A 23,139-nucleotide genomic window follows, 5' to 3' on the forward strand; every position below is an offset into this window, starting at 1 on the left:
CAAGAATCAATCCCCCAATACCACCCGGTCCCGCCCCTCTCTCTTGGCCTTGAACAAGGCATCATCAGCCCGCTTGAGGGCGTCGTCCACGTCCTCCCCCGAACGCAGCAGGGTAACGCCGAAACTGGCGGAAAGCCGGATGGCGGGGTCATCGCCGCCCACGGTGAGGGCGGTGATGGTCTGTCGAATACGCTCCAACACCATGACCGCTTCCTCCGGGTCGGCATCGGGCAGCACGAGCAGAAACTCCTCCCCACCCCAACGGCCGTACACATCGTAACGCCGCACTTCCTGACGAACCGCGCCGGCGATCTCGCACAGGGCCACATCGCCCACCTCATGGCCGAATCGGTCGTTGACCTGTTTGAAATGATCCACGTCCATCAGGGCAATGGCGAGGCGACTGCCCTTGCGGGCGGCACGTTGGGTCTCTTCCTTGAGGCGCTCCATCAGAAACCGTCGGTTGGCCAAACCGGTCAGGGGATCCTGGTTGGCCGCCTGGCGCAGGGTTTCGGTGACTTCCCACAGGTTGCGCTGGTACTGGTCCGAAATGCGGGCGAGCCTTTCCATACGCTTGATCTGTTTGTCGCAGCGCTCGGACAGGGTCAGAGCCTCGTTGTGTTCAAGCAACTGGTAGCCGTCCGATATCCTCAACAGCCGTTCCATGCGCTGATTCTGGCTTTGGATGTGATCGTTCACTTCCTGCAACACAGCTCTGAGGGGATTATCGATATGGGCGGGGTCATCCAGCAGAGCCTGGATGCGCTCCAGCAGGACCTTGCCGTTCTTGATGACCCCGGACTCCCTAGTCATCGGCGGTGGGGAGGATGTGGAACGGGAAGGTATAGTCCTCGCGGAATTCCTCCGCCATTTCCATGACCCGTTCATTGCGGGGGTCGTAGTACCAGTTCACCCGGACTTCCCGGGATTGGGCATGGGCCTCTTCGAGCATGTCGAAGACGTCCATCATGGCCTTCACACTGCTGGTGTTCATGTAGATGAGACCCAACTCCAGGTGCAGGGCGGCATCCGTCCCATCCAGGTACTGCTGAATCCAGGCAAAGACCTGCGCAAAGAATTCAAAGGAATTCTCGGGATAGGAATTGCCCGTCATGTGCAGACGTCCCCGCGCCCAATCGGTGGTGATGGTGGGGGTGGACTGGCTACCGGGTATTTCCAGTTCGTTGATCACTGAGGACATGAGTAAGAATCTTTTTCAGAAAATAATAGTTCAGATGACGGCGCGCAGGCTGAAGAACACCCGATCGTTTCCATCATTGACCGGCGAAATCCTGGCGCACACCGGCTCCAGCGATTTGCGCGCCACATCCACCAGCCCCAGGCCCGCGCCACTGAGCACGCTTTCATCACGGGGTTTACGCAACTGGGCCTTGTAGGCCGCCTTGAGCTCCACCTTGTCCATGGCCGCCAGTTCCTCCACCCGGTTTCGCAGCAGTTCGCCGTCTTCCCGTTCCACCAGGTTGCCGGCCATGATGACGTAACGCCCGGTCTCGTTACGGGCGACGATGACGGTGGCGGAGCCGTCGCGTTCGTCGTAACCCATGCGGGTGACGTAGTGGCGGATGTTCTGGGTCAATTCAATATAGATGCCGAAGACATCCATCGCCGCGCCGGGGAGTGCATTGTCCGCCTCCAGGTAGTTTCTCAGTGCGTTGCCGATCTCTTCGATCAGACTGCGGGAGATGGGACCGTTGAAGCACAGGAGGATCTGATCCTCATTGAACTGGCGGCGCAGGCTGAACAGATCGATATCGGACATAACGTGTATTTACCCCATTGCGTGTTGTCTTGCCGGCATTGCACTGAGTCAAGGCTGGTCAACGCGAAAGGCCAGCACCGTGACGTCATCCCGCTGATCATGCTCACCACGGTAGTCATCCAGGGCCTGATCCAAGGCCGCGGCCTGCTCGGCCATGGGGCGGCGGGCGTGTTCCATGAGCAGGGCCTTGAAGCGGCTCTGCCCCAGCCCGAAGCCGAGATCGCCCCCGGATTGGTCCAGGTACCCATCGGTCACCAGGTAGTAGGTAGCAGTCGGGTCCAACCTGAGCTCGGTGTCTTCATACTGCCCCACCCGACGGTCCCCCAGAGCCCGACGCCCGCCCTTGACGGCCGCCACGTCGTGGCCGTCGCTATGGTAAAGGCTGATGCGAGCCCCCGCATACCGCAGGATACCCCGTTCCCGGTCCACAAACACCATTCCCACATCCATGTGGGTGGCAATGGCCTGGGTGGTCTCCGCATCTTTGAGCATCTCGCGCACGATGCCGTCCGCGTGACGCAGCACGACCGCCGGGGACGCCATGCCCAAGGTATTGATGGCCTGATCCAGGGCGGCCCGGGCCAGCATGGTCATCAGGGCCCCGGGCACGCCGTGTCCGGCACAGTCCACCACACCGATCAGGTAGCGTTCGCCGTCGTTGTGGAACAGGTAGAAGTCTCCTCCCACCACATCCCGGGGACGCCAGAGCACGAAGTGATGCAGCCCCAGCAGATCGGCCATGCGGTTGTCCGGCAGGATGGCCCGCTGGATGAGGCTGGCGTAGTCGATGGATGCCTGGATCTGGCGCTGGGCGGTGGCCATTTCCTGGTTGGCCTGCCGCAGTTTTGCGGTGCGTTCCTCTACTCGCCCCTCCAGTTCATCGGTATGGGTCTTCACCTGCTCGGCCATGCGCCCGAAGGCCCGGCTCAGATCCCCGAGTTCGTCCTTGCCGGGCCTGGGCAACTGGATGTCGTAGCGCCCCTGGGACATGGCGGTGGCGGATTGCTGCAGCTCACGCAGGGGGCGCAGCACGATCCGGTCCACGACCAGACCGAAACTGATCAACAAAATCAGCAACAGCAGGACAACCATCAGCAAACCAACCCGCAGCCAGTTCTCCTGAATCACCCCGGCCGCCGCCAAGTCCACGGCGGTGACCACGTACCACTGGAGTTCGGGGAGGTAGGCCAGGGCCAGCAACTGTTCCCGACCATCCAGGGTCAGCGACAGCAGGGGCACGGTATCGGTCAGCTCCCGGGCCTGTTTCATGGCCTGGGCCAGTTGGGTGCGCTGCAGGGCGTCCGGCAGGCGCTGGGCCAGGGTGTATCCATTCACGGCATGGGTGGTGGTGGAGGCGAAGCTGATCAGTGTCGGGTCCGGATGGGCCTGGATGGCGCCACCGTGATCCAGGATCATCGGCGTCACGCCCACGGGTCGGGTCTGGATGAAATCCTGCAGGAACCCGCTCAGGTCGAGGCCCGTTCCAGCCAGGCCGATGCGGCGTTCGCCGTCCGTCACCAGCACATTGAGCCAGACCCGGGTAGTGCCCAGCGCCACATCCGGATTGACGTTGATGTTGTAGGTGGCTGCCTGCTCCAGGGTATTGAAAAACCAGGCGTCGCTGGGCTTGTCCGGGTCCAGGGTGTAACGGGGCTGATCACTGAAAGGCTGGCCGGCACTGTTGAAATAGTAGTGACCGGTCAGAGCACTGATCAGGAAATAGGAGCTGTCGCGGAAGTCACGGCGATACCCTTCCGCCTCAAGGAAGAACATCGCCCGTTTTTCGCCATCGTCTTCATCCAGCAGCCACCGACGAGACAGTTCCGAGTCAGCCAGACGCGTGGACAGGGCCAGGTCGCGGGAAACGGGGGCCAGAATCTGCTCGCGGTTCAGACGCGTGTAGTGTTCGGCAAAGGCCTCGCCGAAGTACTGACGCACCCCCTCCAGCAGATGCCAACCGATGATACCGGCCGGGACCAGGGCCATCAGGCAGGCCAGCGCCAGGGCCAGGATGGACTTGGCCCTGAGGCCGAGGGGGTGTTTCAGCATACGGTATCTGCTCCGAAGACTTCAGGGCACATCAAAACCTCCCCGTTTCTGCATCAGGGACAGGCACTCGGCAGCCGGCATGGGGCGGGCGTAGAGATAGCCCTGGGCCTGGAGACAGCCCCGTTCACGCAACCACTTGGCCTGGTAGTGGTTCTCCACGCCTTCCGCCACGGTGGTCAATGACAGACTGCGGGCCAGGGCCAGCACGGCCCCGGCGATCAACTCGGCCTCCCCGCCCATTTCCAGCTCCTTGACGAAACGCTGGTCGAGCTTGAGGCAGCTCACCGGGAAACGGCGCAGGTAGGCCAGCGAGGAGTAACCGGTGCCGAAATCATCCACCGACAGGCTCACGCCCAGCGCACACAGGGACCGCAGTATCCGCTCCGCTACCTCCATGTCTTCCATGAGGCAACTCTCCGTCAACTCCAGCTCCAGAGCGTCGGCGGGCAGTCCGGAGTCAGCCAGGGCCCGCTCCACCTGCTCGATGAAATTGGCCTGGTAAAGCTGGACGGCAGAGAGGTTCACGGCCATGGTGAGGTCTTCAAATCCCCGCTCGCGCCATGCCTGACATTGCAGGCAGGCCTTGCGCAGCACTTGCTCACCCAGAGGGATGATACTGCCGTTGGCCTCTGCGCGGGGGATGAAGACGTTCGGCGGGATCGCCCCCCGATCAGGATGGTGCCAGCGCAGCAGGGCCTCGACGCTGACGATCGCGCCGGTGGCCAGATCCACCTTGGGCTGGTAGTACAGCTCGAATTCGTCATGCTCCAAGGCCCATTCCAGGTCGCGATCCATCTGCAGCAGTTCGCTGTGGCGGGACATGATCACGGGCTCGAAGATGCTGTGGCGATGCAGCCGGTCGTCCTTGGCGTTCTGCACGGAAAAGGCCAGATAGGCCAGCAGTTCGGAGGCATCATGGGGATAAGGCGGGCACAGGACGATGCCGATGTTGCCCTTGACCTCGATGCGCCGGGGACCGATCTCCACCGCGGGCCTGAGGGCCCCCAGCAGATCCGCCGCCAGGCGTTCAGGGTTATCCAGGCGGGAGGAATCGAAAAACACCACGCCGAACTGATCACCGTAGATGCGGGCCATGAGGGCGTCCGGTCCCATCAGTTTGCAGAGGCGCGCCGATATCCGGCACAGCAGCTCATCCGCCACCGACTCGCCCCAAATGCGGTTGATGTCGGTAAAACCTTCCAGGTCCAGGAGGAAGACCCCCAGGGTCCGCTTTTCCGATCTGGCCAGAAACAGTAACTGGTTCAGGTGTTCCTTGAAGTGGTCCCGGTTGGGGAGGCCCGTGAGGGCGTCGTGAGAGGCCAGAAACTGAATGCGATGCATGGCCTCCGCATGCTGGCGATGACGCAGCAACAGGCTTCTGGCAACGGTCATGGACAGCAGGAGGGTGAGTATCAGCAGGGCCACGGTGATGCCGAGCAGATTCAGCCATTGACGCTGGCTGTCGGCCTTGATTTCGGTGCCGGTATCGAGGATGTCCCGCACCAGCGCACGCTCCAGTTGATGCAGCCCGTCAATCCGCTCCGACGTCATCTGAAACCAGCGCAATCCACTCAGACCGGCCGGTTTTTGCGTCTCACCCTGCAGGGTGATGGTGGCACGGGCAATCATCACTTCCTGATGGGCCGGCTGTTGCTCCAGGCCCCGGAGCCTGTCCACATAGATCTCGGGCGCAAGCTTGAGAAACTGGCTGCGCTGCAGTTCCTGGATGGCCACCCGCTGCAGATAATTGCGAAAGATGACCGGATCCGGGGTCCGGGCGACCAGCCAGGCGCTGCCCAGGGAACGCTCCCGGGCGGCCTGCTCCTTGAGCATGAGCAAGGATCGGTAGGCGGCCAGAAGACTCAACATGCCCGGGGTGGCGCCGGCATCGGGCGTGGAAGAAGCGATCAGGATCAGGGGGTCAATCAGACGACCATAGGACTCGGTACTCTCGAGGGGATGAAGCGCGTGCCGATCAACCCGCTCGCGGTGGGTCTCCAGACGGGCGGCCCCTTCTTCCAGTTGCCGTCGGAATGCACTCAGGTCGGCACCGGTCACCAGCTGATAGATGGCTTCATCCCGTTGATAGCGACGCAATGCCTGATCCGTGGCGTCCCGGTGATCATCCAGGATCGCACGAAAGTCATTGTCCAAGGCGCTAAGATAGCCGACCGTGCTGCCCCGTTCCGCCTGCAGCGCATGGATCAGGGCCTTGCCGTCCAGGGCCAGTTGCGCCACCTGCACCATACGGGCCCGCTCCTCGTGGCGCTGATGATGCTCTCCGAGGGCAATGGTCGCCATGATCATGAACGCCGTCATGGGTATTGCCACAGTGGCAGCGATGCGTAGCCACAGTCTGTCCATGCCTCCCCCGAATAGTGATAAAACCGCTTGATTCACATGGTACATAATCGCAGCATATCCGAACTATGAATTCACCTTTTCACAACCGTTTATCGAAGAACCTTCGCCACTGGTCAAAATGGGCACGGCGACGGGGCATTGAGTGCTTTCGAATTTATGATCGGGATATCCCGGAGTTTCCCGTGGCGGTGGATGTGTATGCGGGAATCCCCCATGTGCAGGTCTACGAGACCCGCTGGGAGGCGGATGACGCGGCCTATGACACTTGGCTGGACGAGGTCCGTGAGACGGTCGGGGGCGTTTTCGGGCTGTCGCCGCAGGCGCCGGCGATCAAGGTCCGGCGGCGTCAGAAAGGCGCCGATCAGTACGAGAAGACCGGCCTTGAGGGCGAGGAACTGATCGTGCGGGAGGACGGGCTGAAGTTCTCGGTGAACCTGTATGCCTATCTGGATACGGGGCTGTTTTTGGATCATCGTCAAACCCGGGCGATGGTGCGGCAGCGCAGCCAGGGCAAGCGGTTCCTGAACCTGTTTGCCTATACCGGTAGCTTTTCCGTACATGCGGCGGCGGGTGGCGCCTCGGAGAGCCTGACTCTGGATCTGTCGCGCACCTACCAGGAATGGTCATTGCGGAATTTCCAACTCAACGGACTGGATCAGGATCGTCACCGGCTGGAGCGGGTGGATGTGATGCAGTGGCTGGAGGAGGCGCCCCGGCTGGGCCGGCGTTATGACCTGATCGTGATGGACCCGCCCTCTTTTTCCAATTCCAAGAAGATGACGGCCACGCTGGACGTGCAGCGGGATCATGCCTGGATGATCAACCGCTGCCTGGGCCTGCTTTCGGCCCGGGGGGAGTTGTTCTTTTCCAACAACCGACGCGGCTTCAAGCTCTACGAGGACGAACTGGCGCCCTGCCGGGTAGAAGAGATCACCCGGCAGACCGTGCCCGAGGATTTCGGCCGCGGACGCCCCCACCGATGCTGGATCATCCGGCGGTTGGAGGGCTGAAGTTCTGCCCCTCCCCCCTACCGTCACTCCCGCGCCCTCTTTACCGTCACTCCCGTCCCCCCTCTACCGTCGCTCCCGCTCCTCATCTACCGTCACTCCCGCGAAAGCGGGAGCCCAGGGCTCTGAGCCCCTCACTGGATTCCCGCTTGCGCGGGAATGACGGAACGGGTCACAACAAGGAAGTTGGCTGCACCGCTGGATTCCCGCTTGCGCGGGAATGACGGAACGGGTCACAGCAAGGAAGTTGGCTGCACCGCTGGATTCCCGCTTGCGCGGGAATGACGTGATCAATCGCTGAGAGGCTCTGCAAATCAGCGCCGTTTTCCCGTCAGGGAACCCAGCAGCCCCCGCACGATCTGGCGCCCGATCTGAGTGCCCACCGCCCGGGCGGTGCTCTTGGCAGTGGCCGCGAGCACGCTGTCACCTCGCCGGGATGCACCACCGCCACCGCTGCGACGACTGCGCGCCGCCTGCTGGGTGCTGACCGTCGCGGTGGGTTCGCTCAGGGCCGTCTCCGCCTGACGCTGCAGGATCTCGTAGGCGGACTCCCGGTCCACCGGGGCGTCGTAGACACCCGCCAACGGCGAGGCCTGGATCAGCGCACGGCGCTCGGCCTCGTTCAGCGGCCCCATGCGGCTGGCGGGGGGACGGATCAGGGTAAGCTCCACCGGCGTGGGTTGACCCCGCTCGTCCAGCACCGAGACCAGGGCCGAACCAGTGCTCAGCTCCATGATCATCGCTTCCGTATCCAGGCCCGGCTTGGCCCGGAAGGTCTGGGCTGCTGCCCGCACCGCCTTCTGGTCCCGGGGGGTGAAGGCCCGCAGGGCATGCTGGATGCGGTTGCCCAGCTGGCCCAGCACCGGCTCGGGCAGGTCCAGGGGGTTCTGGGTGACGAAATATACCCCGACCCCCTTGGAACGGATCAGGCGCACCACCTGTTCGATCCGGTCGGTCAGGGACTTGGGCGCATCCTTGAACAGCAGATGGGCCTCGTCGAAGAACAGGACAAAACGGGGCTTGTCCGCATCCCCCACCTCCGGCAACTGCTCGAACAGCTCCGACAACAGCCACAGCAGCAGGGTGGAATACACCAGGGGACTGGCCCGGTACAGACGCTCCGCGTGCAGGATGTTGACCACCCCCCGCCCCTGCGCGTCGGTCTGCAGGAAGTCCTCCAGGGTCACCGCCGGCTCACCAAAGAACTGCTCCGCACCCTGGGACTCCAGGGTGAGCAGGCTGCGCTGGATGGCGCCCAGACTGGCAGGGGCAATGTTGCCGTAGGTGCGGCTCAGGGCCTGACGCTGCTCCCCCACCCAGTTCACCATGGCCCGCAGGTCCTTCAGGTCCAGCAGCAACCAGCCGTTGTCGTCGGCCACCCGGAACACAAGCTGCATCAGCCCGCTCTGGGTCTCGTTGAGATTCATCAGCCGGCTGAGCAGGGTCGGCCCCAGATCGGCGATGGTCAGGCGCAGGGGATGGCCCTGTTCGCCGAAGACATCCCAGAACACGGTGGGGGCACCGTGCATCTCCAGGTCGTCCAGACCCACCTGCCCTGCCCGTTCCCGTACCCGGTCGTTCATCACTCCGGGGGCGGCGATACCGGAAAAGTCACCCTTGATGTCCGGCACGAACACCGGCACTCCCAGGTCCGAAAAGGACTGGGCCAGCACCTGCAGGGTGATGGTCTTGCCGGTACCGGTGGCGCCGGCGATGAGGCCGTGGCGATTGGCCATGCGCGGGGTGATGGCCACCGGGTGGCCGTCTGCGGCACCGATCAGCAGGGGGTGTGCGTTCAAGAGCGGTCTCCTTGTTCATGGGTCACGTAGATCAGTCCGTCCACGTCGTAATCCAGTTCCCGGGCCAGCTCGACCAGCCGCCGGACCACATCGGGGTCCAGCTCGGGGCTGCGTGCCAGGATCCAGAGATAAGAACGGGTGGGACCGGTCACCATGGCGTACTGGTAGTCGTCCTTGTCCAGGGCAACGATGTTGTAAGCGCCATGAAACGGTCCGAAGAAGGATACCTTGAGGCGGCCCACGGTGGGAGACTCGATGAAGCGGGCGACCCCCCGGGCCTCCCGCCAGACCTCCCGATCCGGGTGATAGCCCCGGTTGAGCACGCTGATGGCCCCGTCTTCACGCAGTTCGTAATGGGCCGTGACATCGGTCAGGCGACGCTCAAAGGAGTGGTCCAGCCGGGCGATGGAATACCAGGTGCCCAGATAGCGCTCGGCCTCCAGGCCCTGGACCGGCTCCACGCCCTTGGGGATGCCGGTACAGCCGGTCAGCAGGAACAGAAGCGCCAGGAACAGGCACAGACGTGCCCACGCAGACAGGGGGATTCGGGAATGCCCGGGATTCATCAGTTTGCCTCGCTTTCGAACAGGATGCGGTAGGGATGGGCATCGAACAGGGCCTCGATCCTTGCAATGCGCCCTTCCCTGACCTGCGCCCACTGAACCACGTCGACCTTCATCTTTTCGGAGATCTGGACATGGAACACCATGAAATGGCACACGTCGGGGCCATCGACGAACTGCTTGCGGATCTCGATGCGCTGCAGGATACCGCCGGTGAGGGACATGTGTTCGATGAAACGTTCGGTATCATTGAAGCGACTGATGGGGCTGATGTAGCAGAACCCCGGTTCGACCAGACAGTGGCGCGCACGCTCATAGTCATGCCCTTCAATGGCCTGCAGATAGCGACTGACCACCGTTTCCGGGGCCTGATGTTCGGTGGATACCGTCATTGGGTTCAGGCGACCTCAAGCAGTACCGGGGGACGGGACGGCTGGTCCACCTCGGCCAAGTGCCGGGCTAGGCGATCCCGGGCCGCCATAGGGTCATCATCGGCGTCATCGCGGGCCGACCGACGTTTCTCGACGACGGCCTCGGCGGCAACCCGGGCCTCTTCCTGACGCTGGGTCCGTGCGTCGCTACGGGCCTGGGATTCCATCACCCTGGCCTGGGCGGCAACCCGATGATCCTGGGGTGATGGGTCGGCCGGGGCCATGGCGGCGGCGAAGATCACCCGCGCCTTCTGGATCGCCTCTTGCGGGTCGGCAGGACGGGATGTATCAATGGAAACCTCACCACCCACCGCATAGCGGCGACCGTCCGGTCCGGTCTGATAGTCATAGCTGGCGCCGCTGGTCACATAGCGGCCACCGGCAGCCACATGGGCCTGCTCATGGGCGCGGACGTCGCGATCCCGCTGCTGCAGCTCCCGGACCATCTGCTCCTCTTCCGGGGTGAGTTCCGTCACGCCCCGGGGGCGCTCACGCTCGGTCCCGGCTTCTTCGGTGTCCCGGGTCTCTTCCACCGGGCCATCGGGGCCTGCCCGTTCCTCCACCGCATCGAACGCCTCCGGCGGACGTTGGACATCCGGCCGGGTACTGACCCCGGTGGGGACCATGGCGGCGCTGAGGGCGTTGTTGACGTACATGTGAAAAGTCCGGGTACCGGTCTATATAGGGACGCTATCCCGGGCACCCGGGGGTGTCAAGGAAGCAAGGCCCGACCCGCGTGTCGGGCCCGACATGCGGTCTTTGTCTCGTTCATGTTGTGTTCAGGCATTCAGGAGGAAACTGTGCCCGAGGCTGGAGGAAAGATCAGCATCTCCCCGGCCGGTACTTCCGAAACTTGTAGCGAGAAGGAGAATAATCATGAAGACCCTGAACAACAACGTGAGCCGCCGCCGTTTTCTGCAGTTCGGGGCCTATGGTCTGGTGGCCGTCCCCCTGGCAGGCGCCCTGGGCTGGGCCACCGCCGCGCAGGCCGCCGACAAGGTGGATGAGAGCTCGGACACCGCGCAGGCCCTGGGCTATCGCCATGATGCCGCCGGTGTGGACCATCCGGCCTTCGTGGAAGGCAGCAACTGCGCCAACTGTCTGCTGTACACCGATACCGGTGGCGACTGGGGTCCCTGTGCCGTGTTCCCCGGCCAGCAGGTGGCCGCCAAAGGCTGGTGCACGGCCTGGGTGGCGCGGTCGTAGTCGGCCCGTCTCCCCTCATCTCCAACCCTTCTCCCCCAAGGGGAGAAGGGAACTCACCATCAAGCCCCTCTCCGCTCGTGGGAGAGAGGCTGGGGTGAGGGGGAGAGAAAAGGATTTGAGGACAAACCGATATTGACCCACCCAAGGGTGGCTCCACACGCTGAATCATGTAGACTTCCGGGCTGTCTGCCCGCCTTTCCGGCCTGCCGGACACGGGGTGGGGCCCCAATGTCTACATAGAGCAGCTAACCATGGCATCAACCGAACGTCTTTTGTTGAGCGGCAACGAGGCAGTCGCCCTGGCCTCCCTGCACGCCGGTGTGCGCCTCGGCACCGGATACCCGGGCACCCCCTCTACCGAGATCCTGGAAGCCTTCTCCCTGATCGGCGGACCTGCCCAGTGGTCCCCCAATGAGAAGGTGGCCCTGGAAGTGGCCCTGGGCGTCTCCTTCGGCGGCGGCCGCACCCTGGTCACCATGAAGCACGTGGGCGTGAATGTGGCCGCCGACCCCCTGTTCACCGCCGCCTACATCGATCTGACCGGCGGCCTGGTGCTGATCTCCGCCGATGATCCGGGCATGGCCTCCAGCCAGAACGAGCAGGACAACCGCCACTATGCCCGCGCCGCCATCGTGCCGATGCTGGAACCTGCCGACTCCCAGCAGGCCTACGACTTCACCCTGGCCGCCTTCGAACTCTCCGAGCGCTGGCGCGTCCCGGTGATCCTGCGCATGACCACCCGCATCTGCCACGCCAAGACCGAAGTGATTCCGGGTGAACCCCTGCCGTCCGCCATGGAACCCCATTTCGAGCGTGACATCCCCGGCCGGGTGATGATCCCCGCCTATGCCCGTCCAGCGCACCACAAGATCCGCGCCAAGATGGAAGAAATCGCCCGCTGGAACGAAGAGAGCGGTCTGAACCGCATCCATCCCGGCGACAAGTCCCTGGGCATCATCGCCTCGGGCATCTCGGTAATGCATGCCCGCGAGGCCGCGCCCGACGCCACCTTGCTGGCCCTGGGACTGACCTGGCCGCTGCCCATGCAGATGATCACCGACTTCGTCAACAGCGTGGATCGCTGCATCGTCATCGAGGAAGGGGATCACCTGCTGTACGAAGCCCTCACGGTGGCCGGCCTGAAGGTGGAAGGCAAGCCGGAGATGTACCGCTTCAGTGAGCTGAACGTGTCCCGGGTCCGCCGCATCATTGCGGGTGACGTGACCCCCGAGGCGCCCCGTCCCCGCGGCAAGCCCCCGGAACTGTGCCAGGGCTGCTCCCACCGGGAGGTGTTCGAGGCCCTGAGCCGCCTGAACTGCATCGTCGCCGGCGACATCGGCTGCTACACCCTGGGCGTGCTGCCCCCGTTCGAGGCCATGGACACCTGCGTATGCATGGGCGCCGCCATCGGCGTGGGCCTTGGCCTGCGTCATGTGCTGCCCGAGGCCGAGGCCCGGCGGGTGGTCAGCGTCATCGGTGACTCCACCTTCGTGCACTCCGGCCTGACCGGCATCGCCGAAATGGTGTACAACCCGCCGCCCACCGGCCATGTGGTCCTGATCGTGGACAACAGCACCACGGCCATGACCGGACGCCAGGAACACCCGGGCACCGGCCGCAGCCTGAACCATGAGCCCACCAACCGGATGGATTTCGTGGCCGTGTGCAAGGCCATGGGCGTGAAGAATGTCGAGGTAGTGGACCCGCAGAAGGACGAGGCGAAGTTCGAAGAGATCCTCAAGGACATGATGGCCCGGGACGAGCTGTCCGTGCTGATCGCCGAGCGGCCCTGCATCCTGGCGGCACCGCTGATCCGCAAGCTGGAGAAGGCCGAGGAAGAGAAGCGCTGCGCCGCCGGCTGCGCGGCGGCACCGGTGGAATGACGTATCAACCGATTCTGTAGGGGATCATCAATGGCAGTTACCAACGTAGTGCTGGCCGGCCTGGGCGGACAGGGCGTGGTCAAGGCATCCGACCTGCTCTCCACCACGGCCTTCGCCGGCGGGTTGCAGGTCAAGAAGAGCGAAGTCCACGGCATGAGTCAGCGGGGCGGCTCCGTCACCACCGACGTGCGCTTCGGCGAACAGGTCCTGAGCCCCATGGTGCCCATGGGCGAGGCGGACTTTCTGATGGTGTTCGAATCCAGTCAGGTGGACCTCAACCTGGGCTGGCTGCGTCCCGGCGGCGTCCTGATCACTCCGGCGCTGATCCCGGAAGGCGCGCTGAAGAACCGCAAGAGCCTCAACGTGGCCCTGCTGGGCGCCGCCTCCATGGTGATGGATTTCGATGAACAGGCCTGGATCGACGCCATCCATCGGTGCCTGCCGGAAAAACTTCATGCCGTCAATGAACAGGCCTTCGCCCTGGGGCGCAGGCTGGGGGCGGAGCTGTCCCGCCCGGAAGTGATCGAGGGGGTTTGAATGCTGAGCGAACGCTGGAACGACGTGGAGGGTGGCTTCCACCCCGCGAGCGCACCCGATTATCTGCCCGTGGAACGCCTGCGGGAAGTACAGCTTAGGCGCCTGCGCGCCGTGGTGACCCGTGCCTATGACAACGTGGCACTGTTCCGCTCCCGCATGCAGGAGCGGGGCCTGACCCCTGCGGACATCAGGACCCTGGAGGACATCGGCCAGTTGCCCTTCACCGTCAAGGTGGACCTGCGGGATACCTATCCCTTCGGCCTGTTCGCCAGCCCCATGAGCGAGATCGTGCGCCTGCACGCCTCCTCCGGCACCACCGGCAAGCCCATCGTGGTGGCCTATACCCGAGAGGACCTGAACGTCTGGGCCGAAGTGATGACCCGCACCTTTGCGTCCTGCGGCCTGCACCGGGGCGACATCGTGCAGAACGCCTTCGGCTACGGCCTGTTCACCGGCGGCCTGGGCGCCCACTACGGCGCCGAGGCCCTGGGGGCGACGGTGATCCCCGTTTCCGGCGGCAACACCGAGCGCCAGTTGATGGTGATGAAGGACTTCAACGTCAGCGCCGTCTGCGCCACTCCCAGCTATTTCATCCATGTGATTGAACGGGCCCTGGACATGGGTCTGGACCTGCGGGAACTGCCTCTGCACACCGGCATCTTCGGCGCCGAGCCCTGGAGCGAGGAAATGCGCCGGCGCATCCAGGAAGGGGCCGGCATCAGAGCCTACGACATCTACGGCCTGTCGGAGATCATCGGCCCCGGGGTGGGCAGCGAGTGCGAACACCAGGACGGCCTGCACATCTTCGAGGATCACTTTTATCCCGAGATCATCGACCCGGAGACCGGTGCGGTACTGCCCGACGGGGAGGAAGGCGAACTGGTGCTCACCACCCTGAGCAAGCAGGCCATGCCCATCATCCGCTACCGCACCCGCGACATCACCCGCATCATCACCGAGACCTGCGCCTGCGGCCGCAGCCTACGCCGCATCCGCCGCGTGGGGCGCCGCTCGGATGACATGTTCATCATCCGCGGCGTCAACGTCTTCCCATCCCAGGTGGAAGCGGCACTGCTGGCGGTGGAAGGCACCCTGCCCCACTACCAGATCATCCTCACCCGCGACCACGGCCTGGACCAGATGGCGGTGGAAGTGGAGGTGACCCCCGAGGTCTTCAGCGACAAGGTCCGTGCCCTGGAAGATGTCCGCGCCGAACTGGCCAAGGCCATCGAGCAGATCATCGGCATCCGCGTGGCCCTGCGCCTGGTGGAGCCCCGCACCATCGCCCGCAGCGAAGGCAAGGCCAAGCGGGTGATCGACAAGCGTGCCATCTAGCCGGTCCGCATCAAGGAGTATCGTTACATGAAGCTGCAACAGCTTTCCGTGTTTCTGGAGAATCGTCCCGGACATCTGGCCGAACCCCTGGCCCTGCTGTCCCGGAAGGGTATCAACATCCTGAGCCTGTCCCTGGCGGATACCGCGGACTTCGGCATCCTGCGCATGATCGTGCGCGACTGGGAACAGGCCGCACAGGCGCTCAAGGCCGACGGCTGGGTGGTCAAGCTCACCGAGGTGGTGGCGGTGGACGTGGAAGATCGCCCGGGCGGCCTGGCCGAGGTGCTGCAGGCGGCAGGCAAGGCGGAGCTCAAGATCGAGTATATGTACGCCTTCTCCCTGCGACGCAACAACCGGGCCGCCCTGATCTTCCGCTTCGAAGAACCGGATCGGGCCATCGACGCCCTGTCGGCCGCCGGCTGCCATGTGATCGAGGCCGAAGCACTCTTCGCCGCAGTGGAATAAACAGGACGCTCACGGCCATGCCGCTGCCCTTCAAGGAACACCCGCTACGTCATGCACTCACCACCGAACTGCATGCCCGCACCTTTGAGCCCATCAAGGCACCGGCCAGAGTCTCGCACCTGGCCTTCATCTGCGGGGAACGGGGCAGCGGCCGCAACACCGAGCATCTGATCAAGCTGCTGGAACATTTCCGCGCCCCGGTACCGGAGTCCGTGGGCCAATACCATGTGGCGGATCTGGGGGGCATCCGGCTGCACTGGGAACGCCACACCGAGTTCGTCACCTATACCTTCACCGAACCCGGCCCCTACCGTCATCCCTTCGGGAATCCGGTCATCGAGCGCCTGCCGGCGGAATGGCTGGCGGCCTCGCCTGGGGAACTGGTCAGCGCCGTTTCCGTGGCGCTGGAGTCGAAGGACATGCCCGAGCGCAGCCTGCCCGAGCTGTACGAACTGTTCGAAGACAACATCGTCATCGGTTCCGAGGTGGTGGGAGGCCTGGGAAGGGCCTGGTCGGACCTGCGCATTCACAACGATGGTTACGCCCGCATCCTGCTGCGCAACGAAGGCCTCACCGATGCCCAGGCCGGGCGCATGGTCAAGCGGGTGCTGGAACTCAATGCCTACCGCGCCATGACGCTGCTGGCCCTGCCCATGGCCCGCAAGATCAGCCGTACCCTGGACATGGCGGATCGTCGTCTGGCGGAGCTGGCCGCCGGCATGGTGGAACAACCGACCCAGACCCCGGGCCAGCCGGTGGAAAGCCGACTGCTGGCGGAACTGACCGGCCTGGCGGCGGAAATCGAGTCGGCGGCGGCCCAGACCACCTTCCGCTTCGAGGCCTCCAAGGCCTATTACCGGGTGGTCAAGCAACGTTTGGAACAATTGCGTCAGCGGCGTATCGTCGGCCTGCAGACCTTCACCGAGTTTCTGGATGCCCGGCTGGCGCCGGCAGTGGCCACCTGCGAATCCGTGGGCAGCCGGCAACGGGACCTGGCGGAGCGGGCGGCCCGTCTCACCGCCCTGCTGCGGGCCCGGGTGGAGGTGAGCCTGCAGGCCCAGAACCGCAACCTGCTCGAATCCATGGACCGCCGCGCCAAGCTGCAGCTACGGCTGCAGGAGACGGTGGAGGGCCTGTCGGTGATCGCCATCGGCTATTACGGCGTGGGCCTGGTGGGGTACCTGCTCAAGGGCCTGGAATCCCAGGGCCTGCCCATCAATGCCAACCTGGGCATGGGGATTGCCATGCCCATCGTGGTGCTCAGCGCCTGGTTCTTCCTCAAGCGGGTGAAGAAGCGCCTGATGCAGGGTCACGGTGAATAGAACCTGACCGTTCAGTCTTCCTGAGCGGTCAGGTATTTCTCCCGCAGGGCCACCTTGTTGGTCTTGCCCACGGAGGTCTTGTCCACCTGCTCCACGAAGCGCACCTTCAGCAGGATGGACTCCTTGGGCAGCATGCCCTTGTCCACGAATTCGCGCACATGGTGGCTCAGATCGCGCTCACCCGGCTCGCTGCCGGCGCGGGGCACCACCAGGGCCAGGGGGATCTCGCCCCAACGCACCGCCGGCTGCCCGATGACCGCCACCTCGGAGACATCCGGGTGCTGCATGAGCACATCTTCCAACTCCAGGGAGCTGAGCCATTCCCCGCCCACTTTGATCACGTCCTTGGTGCGATCCGTGATGCGGATGCTGCCGGTATGGTCGCGACAGGCCACGTCGTGGGTATGCAGCCAGCCCCCGGCCCAGAGCCGCTCAGACTGTTTCTCGTCCTTCAGATAGCCCTGGGTCAACCAGGGTGCCCGGACCTGCACCTCGCCCGGCGCATGATCATCGCTCGTCACTTCCCTGCCCTCGGCATCCACCACGCGCAAGGCCACCAGCGGCAGGGGCTGACCGGTGCGTACCCTGCGGTCGATCTGGTCATCCATCTCCAATGCCAGTTCGGCATCACGCAACTGGGATATGGTGAGGATGGGGCAAGTCTCGGACATGCCATAGCCGGTATAGATATCCACGCCACGGTCCATGGCCTGACGGCATAAAGCCTTGGGCAGACTGGCGCCGCCGATCAGCACCTTCCAGCGCGACAGATCACGGTCCGCATTCTTCGGATCGTTGAGCAGCATGTGCAGGATGGTGGGCACGCAGTGGCTGAAGGTGACCGCTTCCGTATCGATGAGCCGGGCAAGCTGGTGGGGGATGTACTTGCCCGGATAGACCTGCTTCACCCCCAGCATGGTGGCCATGTAGGGGATGCCCCAGGCATGCACGTGAAACATAGGCGTGATGGGCATGTAGACGTCTTCCCGGTGGAAACGCCCCTGGGTGCCGTTGGAAGCCAGGGTCAGCAGGCCGGCCAGCGCATGCAGCACCAGCTGGCGATGGCTGAAATACACCCCCTTGGGCAGACCCGTGGTACCGGTGGTGTAGAAGCAGGTGGCCCGGGTGTTCTCGTCCAGGTCCGGGAAGGTCTCCAGGGGCTCTGTCGTCCGTAGCAACTGCTCGTACTCACCCACGAAATTCAGGCCCGCGGGATCGATACGGTCGACCACCTCATCAGACGGTTCATCCGTTAGCCGGATGAACTTCTGCACCGACTCGATCCGGCCACGAATCGGGGCCAGCAAGGGGATGAACTCATCGTGGATCAGGATCAGATCATCTTCGGCATGACTGATGGTATAGACCAGTTGCTCACTGGACAGGCGCACATTAACGGTGTGCAACACGGCCCCGATCATGGGCACGGCAAAGTAGCATTCCAGATAGCGGTGGCTGTCGTAGTCCATCACCGCCACGGTATCCCCCGGCCCGATGCCCTGGGCCTTGAGCATTGCCGCCAGTCTTGCGACCCGCTGCCGGAACTCGGCGTAACTGACACGACGCTCCCCCCTGTAGACGATCTCTTGTGCCGGATCGTAATGAACGGGAGAAAACAGCAGGTGCTTGATCAACAGGGCAGGCAAGGAACCCATGGGCATGACATAAACTCTCCTTTTGGGCAACATTGTCTGGGAATATACAGGATGAATCCACGCCGGTTGTCGGACGTTCACTGCCGATAATGGGGCTCAATGACAAAACTCAAAGCCTGAACGTTCGATCCGGCGCACAATGCGCCGTCGTACAGTCCACATTGCCTCCCCAACAGGATGCTTCCAAGGATCGGCCCGGCTCATTACCACGGGGCGAGTACTGTCGATCCGGAAAATGCCTTGTCGTGCGGCTCTGCTAGCATCAGGCCATCAACTTCTTGCCAACGCGGCCGATATCTACCCCATGCAGGGGCTGGTCAGGACAGTGCCGCAACGACCAATGGGTATCCTGGGGAACCAACATGCAACGTATCAACAACCTGCCGATATGGGTCCGCCTGGTGGGGGCCATGTGGCTCATCCTGGTGCTGGCCTGGGGCGGCATGACCGTTTGGACAGTACAGGAGCAGCGAAAAACGGCGCTCCATCAGGCGGAGACCTTCGCGGAAACGATCCATGAGATCACCATGGCCGGCCTGACCACGCTGATGATCACCGGCACCATCAACCGCCGCGCCGAATTTCTGGATCAGATCATCGAACTCCAGAACGTCAGTGACCTACGCGTCCTGCGAGGAGACAATGTCTCCCGACAATATGGACCCGGCACTGAACATGAAAGGCCTCAGGACGCCGTTGAGCGATCCGTGCTTGAAACCGGCGAACCCTACATGAGCCTGTCGGAGGACCGGTCCGCCCTGCGGGCCGTGATGCCCGTCTTCAACTCTCGCCAGTATCTGGGCAAGAACTGCACCCTGTGCCATGCCGTGGCCCCGGAGGGCGCGGTGCTGGGCGGTGTGAGCCTGCAAATCAGTCTTGCGGACGTGAATACCGCTTCGCGCCGGTTCGGCTTCAACTTTCTTGCCGTCGCCACCCTGATCAGCGTGCCGGTACTGCTGTTCCTGTTCCTGTTTACCCGCCGTTTTGTCACGAATCCCCTGAAGGAAATGACCCGTGGGCTCAAGGGCATCGCCGAGGGCGACGGTGACCTTTCCCACCGCCTGCCCATCCACGGCAAGGATGAGATCGGCCAGGCCTCTGTGGCCTTCAACGCCATGATGGATAACTTCCGCGACCTGATCAGCCGTGTGCTGCAGTCCACCAGCCAGTTGGCCAGGGCCGCCGGCGATCTGGCCTCGGTCACCGAACGCACCAATGACGGCGTCTCCCGCCAGCGTAGCGAGATCGACCAACTGGCCACCGCCATGAACGAGATGAACAGCACCGCTCATGAGGTGGCGCGCAACGCCCAGCAGAGTTCGGATTCCACCCGGCAGGCGGAAGAAGCCGCGCAGGAAGGCAAGCAGATTGTCTCCGGCACCATGAGGCGCATCGAACAGTTAGCCAAGGAGGTCCAGAAGGCGGCCGATGTCATCCGTGAACTGGACAACGGCAGTGAAGAGATCGGCAAGGTGCTGGACGTGATCCGGGGCATTGCCGAACAAACCAACCTGCTGGCCCTCAATGCCGCCATTGAGGCGGCCCGTGCCGGTGAGGCCGGTCGCGGCTTTGCCGTGGTGGCTGACGAGGTACGCTCCCTGGCCAACCGCACCCAGAGCTCGACCCAGGAAATTCAGGCCATGATCGAGCGCCTGCAGCAGGCCAGTCGCCGGGCGGTGACGGCCATGGACGAGAGCCGACAGTCAGCCCAGGCCAGCCGCGACAGTGCCGCACAGGCGGACACCTCACTGGACGCCATCACCCAGGCGGTCACCACCATCAGTGATGTGAATGCCCAGGTGGCCAGTGCGGCCGAGGAACAAAGCGCCGTGGCCGAGGAGATGAACCGCAATGTAACCAGCATCTCCGATGCAGCCGAGCAGAATGCCCAAGGCGCGGGAGAAACCACCCTCGCTTCCGAGCAGCTGGCACGACTGGCGGACGAGCTTCAGGAACTGGTCGGACGGTTCAAGGTCTGAAAACAGCACAGGGCGGACCCATGGGTCCGCCCTGCAGGCAGAGGGCTCAAGTCCGGCCCCACACAAAGTAAAGGGCCGTCACCACTCACACCGGGGCATCCTCCGAAATCTCCAGGATGGACGACACGATGTCATTCATCGTCACCAGTCCCACCAGGGTGTTGTCCCTGAGCACGACGATCCGGCGAATCCCCTGATTCACCATCAGCTTGGCCACATGCTTGACCTCCAGCACCTCCGGCACGCTGATCACCGGCTTGGAGCAGACGTCGTAGACATTGATCAGGTCGATGTCCCCCTCTTCCGCCACGATGGTACGCAGGATGGTGGTGTAGGTGATGATGCCGTAGGCATCGTGCTCATAGCGCTTATCCACCACCAAGGACTTGACCTTGTGCCTGCGCATCTCGCGCATGGCCTCGCGAACGGTGGCGAGAGAGGAAATCATCGCCACGTCCTTCACCATGATATCTTTGACCAGCATGAATTACCTCAGGCTCACAGCTCGTCCTTGAGACGATCTTCGAACTGTTCGATCTGGCGCATGTCGATGCCCGCAATATGCTCCAGAGGGACGGTGAATACTACGCCGTGGCTATGGGACTTCAAATCCAGCTCATCCCGCAGGGCCTTCATCACCGCCAGGGATAGCTTCTTTTCCAGCACCATCAGCAAGACCGACTGGCTGCCCTCGTAGGTCAGACCGAAGAAGGTCTTCTTCTCCTTGGCACCGATCCCCCGGGCATCCACGATGGTGACTCCACCGGCCCCCGCCTGCTTGGCGACATCGATGGCCTTCTCTTCCAGACTATCGGCCAGAATGGCCACCAGAACGGCAAACTTCATGACTGCGCTTCCCTCCACCGGGTGGTGAGTTCAACAGCGATAGCATAGAGCATCACGCTGATGATCGGAAATATGGACGCAAAGGCGATCAGGCCGAAGCCATCGATCAGGACGTTACGCCCCTCGATATGGGTGGCCAGACCAATCCCCAGCGCGGTCACCAGCGGCACCGTCACTTCCGAGGTGGTCACACCACCCAGATCATAGGCCAGCGCCACGATGTATTTTGGGGCCAACCAGGTCAGCAGGATGACCAGGGCATAGCCACCCATGATGTAATGGTGGATGGAATCCCCGGCGATGATCCGGTGCACCCCCACGGTAATTCCCACTGCCACGCCGATGGCCACCAGGATGCGGATGGTATTGCCGTTGAGACGTCCCTTGCCCGCCTCCTCCGCCTTCTGACCGATGGCGATCAGGGCCGGCTCCGCCATGGTGGTGGCAAAACCGATGGTGAAGGCAAACAGGTAGATGAAAAAGATCCGATCCAGGGCAATGAGCTGCTCGGCCATGCTCTGACCGATGGGAAACAACCCCAGTTTGAGCCCCACCACGAAGGCGTAAAGCCCGAAGATCACCAGCACGAAACCACCGAAGACCTTATGAACGTGAGCAATGTGCTTGCGAATCACCAGGTACTGGAAGATCAGCACCACGGCGATGATGGGCAGCACGTCACGGAACATGACCAACAGATCCTTGAGCATGCCCAGCAGTACGCTGCCGGCCACCGGTGCCGCCACCTCGTCCAACGTAGCGGTATCCGCCATGGGCGCCACGGCCCCATTGAGCAGATCAGGGTCGGCAAAGCTGAACACCAGAATGCCGTAGATCTGGACCACGATCATGGGCACCATCACCGCCAGGGCCACCAGGCCGAAACCGTGGGTCAGGGCATTGCGGCCACGCAGGGACACAGCCAGACCGATCCCCAGAGCCGCGATCAGAGGCACGGTGACGATGTTGGTGGTCACCCCACCGGAATCGTAGGCCAGGCCGACGATCTCTTCCGGCGCGAAGAAGGTCACGGCGACCACCAGCAGATAGCCGATGATCATGTACCAGTGCAGGCTGTGGCCCAAAACAATCCGTACCACGCCGAGGGCCACCACAAAGCCCACCGAGGTGGCCACCAGGACCCGGAGCGTGAAGGCCTGGATCCGTCCCTCGCTGATGAATTCAGCCTGGGAGGCCACGGCAATCAGGGCCGGCTCGGCGATCACGGCGGCAAAGCCCAGACAGAACCCGAACACCATGAGCCAGAGTAGCGAACCCTTCTTGGCAAACTCGTTGGAGAGATTCTTGCCGATGGGAAAGATGCCCATCTCCAGCCCCTGCAGGAACAGGGCCACCCCCACCACCACGATGAGCAGCCCCATGATCATGGAGCCGAGCCCCTCGGGGACCTGCTGCATGACCGCGAACTGGAAAAACCCCACCACCAGAATGATCGGCAACAGATTCCGGAAGGAATGGGTGAGTAGTCGGTAGAATTCCTTGAGCTGGTTCAAGAGCGCTTATACTGGTTGTGATGAGATCAGAGGACGCCTTGGCCGTCATTCTCCCAGGGGTGCCCCGGCATTAGCCGTCACTTGCGCAGGGGCGCTCTGGCCGTCACTCCCGCGAAAGCGGGAGTCCAGGGTTTTCAGTCCGTAACTGGATTCCCGCTTTCGCGGGAATGACGTGTTATAAGACCCGGGAACGACGCGTTAAGACCCGGCAACGACGTGCCAAGACCCGGCAATGACTTTTATTCAGGCTCGGGAAGGCTGTTAAGGCCTGGAAATATCTGGTTAAGACTCAGCAATAATCTGTTCGGAATGCCCCTAGCATACTGCAATCCGGACAATCTGTGATGCTATTAGAACACCGCCGCGCCACTCCGTTATCTCCTCATGCAATCGGGCATTTGCGG

The 23,139-nt window shown here is 63.1% G+C and carries 21 protein-coding genes; 8 read left to right on the top strand and 13 right to left on the bottom strand.

Annotation, left to right across the window (positions count from 1 at the left end; all coding sequences use genetic code 11):
* Nucleotides 1-6 precede the first annotated feature (6 nt).
* Genes siaD through LQ952_RS07115 form a run of 5 tightly spaced genes read right to left on the bottom strand, consistent with a single transcriptional unit; the run spans nucleotide 7 to nucleotide 6,193 of the window.
* Entirely contained in the window at nucleotides 7-813 is an 807-nt protein-coding gene (gene siaD, locus LQ952_RS07095) for a biofilm regulation diguanylate cyclase SiaD (protein ID WP_238621960.1), read from the bottom strand.
* A complete protein-coding gene (siaC, locus tag LQ952_RS07100) occupies nucleotides 806-1,201 on the bottom strand; it encodes a biofilm regulation phosphoprotein SiaC (RefSeq protein WP_255721707.1) in 396 nt (131 codons plus the stop codon). Before siaC ends, siaD begins: the two co-directional genes overlap by 8 nt.
* Nucleotides 1,202-1,231: 30 nt before the next feature.
* Entirely contained in the window at nucleotides 1,232-1,780 is a 549-nt protein-coding gene (gene siaB, locus LQ952_RS07105; protein ID WP_238621961.1) for a biofilm regulation protein kinase SiaB, read from the bottom strand.
* Nucleotides 1,781-1,828: 48 nt separating this feature from the next.
* A complete protein-coding gene (gene siaA, locus LQ952_RS07110) occupies nucleotides 1,829-3,829 on the bottom strand; it encodes a biofilm regulation protein phosphatase SiaA (protein WP_238621962.1) in 2,001 nt (666 codons plus the stop codon).
* Nucleotides 3,830-3,850: 21 nt separating this feature from the next.
* Nucleotides 3,851-6,193, bottom strand: coding sequence for a putative bifunctional diguanylate cyclase/phosphodiesterase (locus LQ952_RS07115; RefSeq protein WP_238621963.1), 2,343 nt, complete (start codon nucleotides 6,191-6,193; stop codon nucleotides 3,851-3,853).
* A 182-nt stretch (nucleotides 6,194-6,375) separates the two neighbouring features.
* On the opposite strand from LQ952_RS07115, the gene LQ952_RS07120 reads away from it, so the two are divergent.
* On the top strand, nucleotides 6,376-7,203 hold the full coding sequence (locus tag LQ952_RS07120; RefSeq protein ID WP_238621964.1) for a class I SAM-dependent methyltransferase: 828 nt from the start codon (nucleotides 6,376-6,378) through the stop codon (nucleotides 7,201-7,203).
* Between the two features lie 311 nt (nucleotides 7,204-7,514).
* Here LQ952_RS07120 and LQ952_RS07125 read toward each other — a convergent pair whose 3' ends face one another.
* The 4 genes from LQ952_RS07125 to LQ952_RS07140 are packed head-to-tail and all read right to left on the bottom strand — an operon-like array spanning nucleotide 7,515 to nucleotide 10,649.
* The gene (locus LQ952_RS07125; RefSeq protein WP_238621965.1) at nucleotides 7,515-8,999 is read right to left on the bottom strand and encodes a helicase HerA-like domain-containing protein; all 1,485 of its coding nucleotides are present in this window, start codon (nucleotides 8,997-8,999) and stop codon (nucleotides 7,515-7,517) included.
* Nucleotides 8,996-9,565: a lipocalin family protein gene (locus LQ952_RS07130; RefSeq protein ID WP_238621966.1), complete on the bottom strand. Its 570-nt coding sequence runs from the start codon at nucleotides 9,563-9,565 to the stop codon at nucleotides 8,996-8,998. Before LQ952_RS07130 ends, LQ952_RS07125 begins: the two co-directional genes overlap by 4 nt.
* Nucleotides 9,565-9,954 (bottom strand): nuclear transport factor 2-like protein, encoded by a 390-nt coding sequence (locus tag LQ952_RS07135; protein WP_238621967.1) that lies wholly within the window; start codon nucleotides 9,952-9,954, stop codon nucleotides 9,565-9,567. The genes LQ952_RS07130 and LQ952_RS07135 overlap by 1 nt, the downstream gene beginning before the upstream one ends.
* A gap of 5 nt (nucleotides 9,955-9,959) precedes the next feature.
* Nucleotides 9,960-10,649, bottom strand: coding sequence for a putative metalloprotease CJM1_0395 family protein (locus LQ952_RS07140; protein WP_238621968.1), 690 nt, complete (start codon nucleotides 10,647-10,649; stop codon nucleotides 9,960-9,962).
* Between the two features lie 220 nt (nucleotides 10,650-10,869).
* On the opposite strand from LQ952_RS07140, the gene LQ952_RS07145 reads away from it, so the two are divergent.
* The 6 genes from LQ952_RS07145 (at nucleotide 10,870) to LQ952_RS07170 (ending at nucleotide 16,741) form a co-directional block, all read left to right on the top strand.
* On the top strand, nucleotides 10,870-11,199 hold the full coding sequence (locus LQ952_RS07145; RefSeq protein ID WP_238621969.1) for a high-potential iron-sulfur protein: 330 nt from the start codon (nucleotides 10,870-10,872) through the stop codon (nucleotides 11,197-11,199).
* Nucleotides 11,200-11,450: 251 nt separating this feature from the next.
* Entirely contained in the window at nucleotides 11,451-13,082 is a 1,632-nt protein-coding gene (locus LQ952_RS07150) for a thiamine pyrophosphate-dependent enzyme (protein WP_238621970.1), read from the top strand.
* Between the two features lie 30 nt (nucleotides 13,083-13,112).
* The gene (locus LQ952_RS07155; RefSeq protein WP_238621971.1) at nucleotides 13,113-13,619 is read left to right on the top strand and encodes an indolepyruvate oxidoreductase subunit beta; all 507 of its coding nucleotides are present in this window, start codon (nucleotides 13,113-13,115) and stop codon (nucleotides 13,617-13,619) included.
* Nucleotides 13,620-14,954, top strand: coding sequence for a phenylacetate--CoA ligase family protein (locus LQ952_RS07160; protein ID WP_238621972.1), 1,335 nt, complete (start codon nucleotides 13,620-13,622; stop codon nucleotides 14,952-14,954).
* Between the two features lie 27 nt (nucleotides 14,955-14,981).
* A complete protein-coding gene (locus tag LQ952_RS07165; protein ID WP_238621973.1) occupies nucleotides 14,982-15,419 on the top strand; it encodes an ACT domain-containing protein in 438 nt (145 codons plus the stop codon).
* A 17-nt stretch (nucleotides 15,420-15,436) separates the two neighbouring features.
* A complete protein-coding gene (locus LQ952_RS07170; protein WP_238621974.1) occupies nucleotides 15,437-16,741 on the top strand; it encodes a DUF3422 family protein in 1,305 nt (434 codons plus the stop codon).
* A gap of 11 nt (nucleotides 16,742-16,752) precedes the next feature.
* Here LQ952_RS07170 and LQ952_RS07175 read toward each other — a convergent pair whose 3' ends face one another.
* Nucleotides 16,753-18,402, bottom strand: a complete 1,650-nt coding sequence (locus tag LQ952_RS07175) for a fatty acid--CoA ligase (protein WP_238621975.1) — start codon at nucleotides 18,400-18,402, stop codon at nucleotides 16,753-16,755.
* Between the two features lie 356 nt (nucleotides 18,403-18,758).
* On the opposite strand from LQ952_RS07175, the gene LQ952_RS07180 reads away from it, so the two are divergent.
* The gene (locus LQ952_RS07180) at nucleotides 18,759-20,375 is read left to right on the top strand and encodes a methyl-accepting chemotaxis protein (RefSeq protein WP_238621976.1); all 1,617 of its coding nucleotides are present in this window, start codon (nucleotides 18,759-18,761) and stop codon (nucleotides 20,373-20,375) included.
* An 85-nt stretch (nucleotides 20,376-20,460) separates the two neighbouring features.
* Here the strand turns inward: LQ952_RS07180 and LQ952_RS07185 are convergent, their stop codons facing one another.
* The 3 genes from LQ952_RS07185 to LQ952_RS07195 are packed head-to-tail and all read right to left on the bottom strand — an operon-like array spanning nucleotide 20,461 to nucleotide 22,735.
* A complete protein-coding gene (locus LQ952_RS07185) occupies nucleotides 20,461-20,859 on the bottom strand; it encodes a CBS domain-containing protein (RefSeq protein WP_238621977.1) in 399 nt (132 codons plus the stop codon).
* A gap of 14 nt (nucleotides 20,860-20,873) precedes the next feature.
* Nucleotides 20,874-21,221: a P-II family nitrogen regulator gene (locus LQ952_RS07190; RefSeq protein WP_238621978.1), complete on the bottom strand. Its 348-nt coding sequence runs from the start codon at nucleotides 21,219-21,221 to the stop codon at nucleotides 20,874-20,876.
* On the bottom strand, nucleotides 21,218-22,735 hold the full coding sequence (locus LQ952_RS07195) for a DUF1538 domain-containing protein (RefSeq protein ID WP_238621979.1): 1,518 nt from the start codon (nucleotides 22,733-22,735) through the stop codon (nucleotides 21,218-21,220). Before LQ952_RS07195 ends, LQ952_RS07190 begins: the two co-directional genes overlap by 4 nt.
* Nucleotides 22,736-23,139: the final 404 nt, after the last annotated feature.

Origin of the sequence: Ectothiorhodospira lacustris, assembly GCF_022227785.1 — a bacterium.
In the GTDB taxonomy this organism is placed as follows: domain Bacteria; phylum Pseudomonadota; class Gammaproteobacteria; order Ectothiorhodospirales; family Ectothiorhodospiraceae; genus Ectothiorhodospira; species Ectothiorhodospira lacustris.

Excerpts from the sequence above, each read along its gene's own strand:
- siaD (WP_238621960.1), bottom strand. The coding sequence starts at position 813 with ATGACTAGGGAGTCCGGGGTCATCAAGAACGGCAAGGTCCTGCTGGAG.
- siaC (WP_255721707.1), bottom strand. The coding sequence starts at position 1,201 with ATGTCCTCAGTGATCAACGAACTGGAAATACCCGGTAGCCAGTCCACC.
- siaB (WP_238621961.1), bottom strand. The coding sequence starts at position 1,780 with ATGTCCGATATCGATCTGTTCAGCCTGCGCCGCCAGTTCAATGAGGAT.
- siaA (WP_238621962.1), bottom strand. The coding sequence starts at position 3,829 with ATGCTGAAACACCCCCTCGGCCTCAGGGCCAAGTCCATCCTGGCCCTG.
- LQ952_RS07115 (WP_238621963.1), bottom strand. The coding sequence starts at position 6,193 with ATGGACAGACTGTGGCTACGCATCGCTGCCACTGTGGCAATACCCATG.
- LQ952_RS07130 (WP_238621966.1), bottom strand. The coding sequence starts at position 9,565 with ATGAATCCCGGGCATTCCCGAATCCCCCTGTCTGCGTGGGCACGTCTG.
- LQ952_RS07135 (WP_238621967.1), bottom strand. The coding sequence starts at position 9,954 with ATGACGGTATCCACCGAACATCAGGCCCCGGAAACGGTGGTCAGTCGC.
- LQ952_RS07140 (WP_238621968.1), bottom strand. The coding sequence starts at position 10,649 with ATGTACGTCAACAACGCCCTCAGCGCCGCCATGGTCCCCACCGGGGTC.
- LQ952_RS07145 (WP_238621969.1), top strand. The coding sequence starts at position 10,870 with ATGAAGACCCTGAACAACAACGTGAGCCGCCGCCGTTTTCTGCAGTTC.
- LQ952_RS07150 (WP_238621970.1), top strand. The coding sequence starts at position 11,451 with ATGGCATCAACCGAACGTCTTTTGTTGAGCGGCAACGAGGCAGTCGCC.
- LQ952_RS07155 (WP_238621971.1), top strand. The coding sequence starts at position 13,113 with ATGGCAGTTACCAACGTAGTGCTGGCCGGCCTGGGCGGACAGGGCGTG.
- LQ952_RS07160 (WP_238621972.1), top strand. The coding sequence starts at position 13,620 with ATGCTGAGCGAACGCTGGAACGACGTGGAGGGTGGCTTCCACCCCGCG.
- LQ952_RS07165 (WP_238621973.1), top strand. The coding sequence starts at position 14,982 with ATGAAGCTGCAACAGCTTTCCGTGTTTCTGGAGAATCGTCCCGGACAT.
- LQ952_RS07170 (WP_238621974.1), top strand. The coding sequence starts at position 15,437 with ATGCCGCTGCCCTTCAAGGAACACCCGCTACGTCATGCACTCACCACC.
- LQ952_RS07175 (WP_238621975.1), bottom strand. The coding sequence starts at position 18,402 with ATGCCCATGGGTTCCTTGCCTGCCCTGTTGATCAAGCACCTGCTGTTT.
- LQ952_RS07180 (WP_238621976.1), top strand. The coding sequence starts at position 18,759 with ATGCAACGTATCAACAACCTGCCGATATGGGTCCGCCTGGTGGGGGCC.
- LQ952_RS07185 (WP_238621977.1), bottom strand. The coding sequence starts at position 20,859 with ATGCTGGTCAAAGATATCATGGTGAAGGACGTGGCGATGATTTCCTCT.
- LQ952_RS07190 (WP_238621978.1), bottom strand. The coding sequence starts at position 21,221 with ATGAAGTTTGCCGTTCTGGTGGCCATTCTGGCCGATAGTCTGGAAGAG.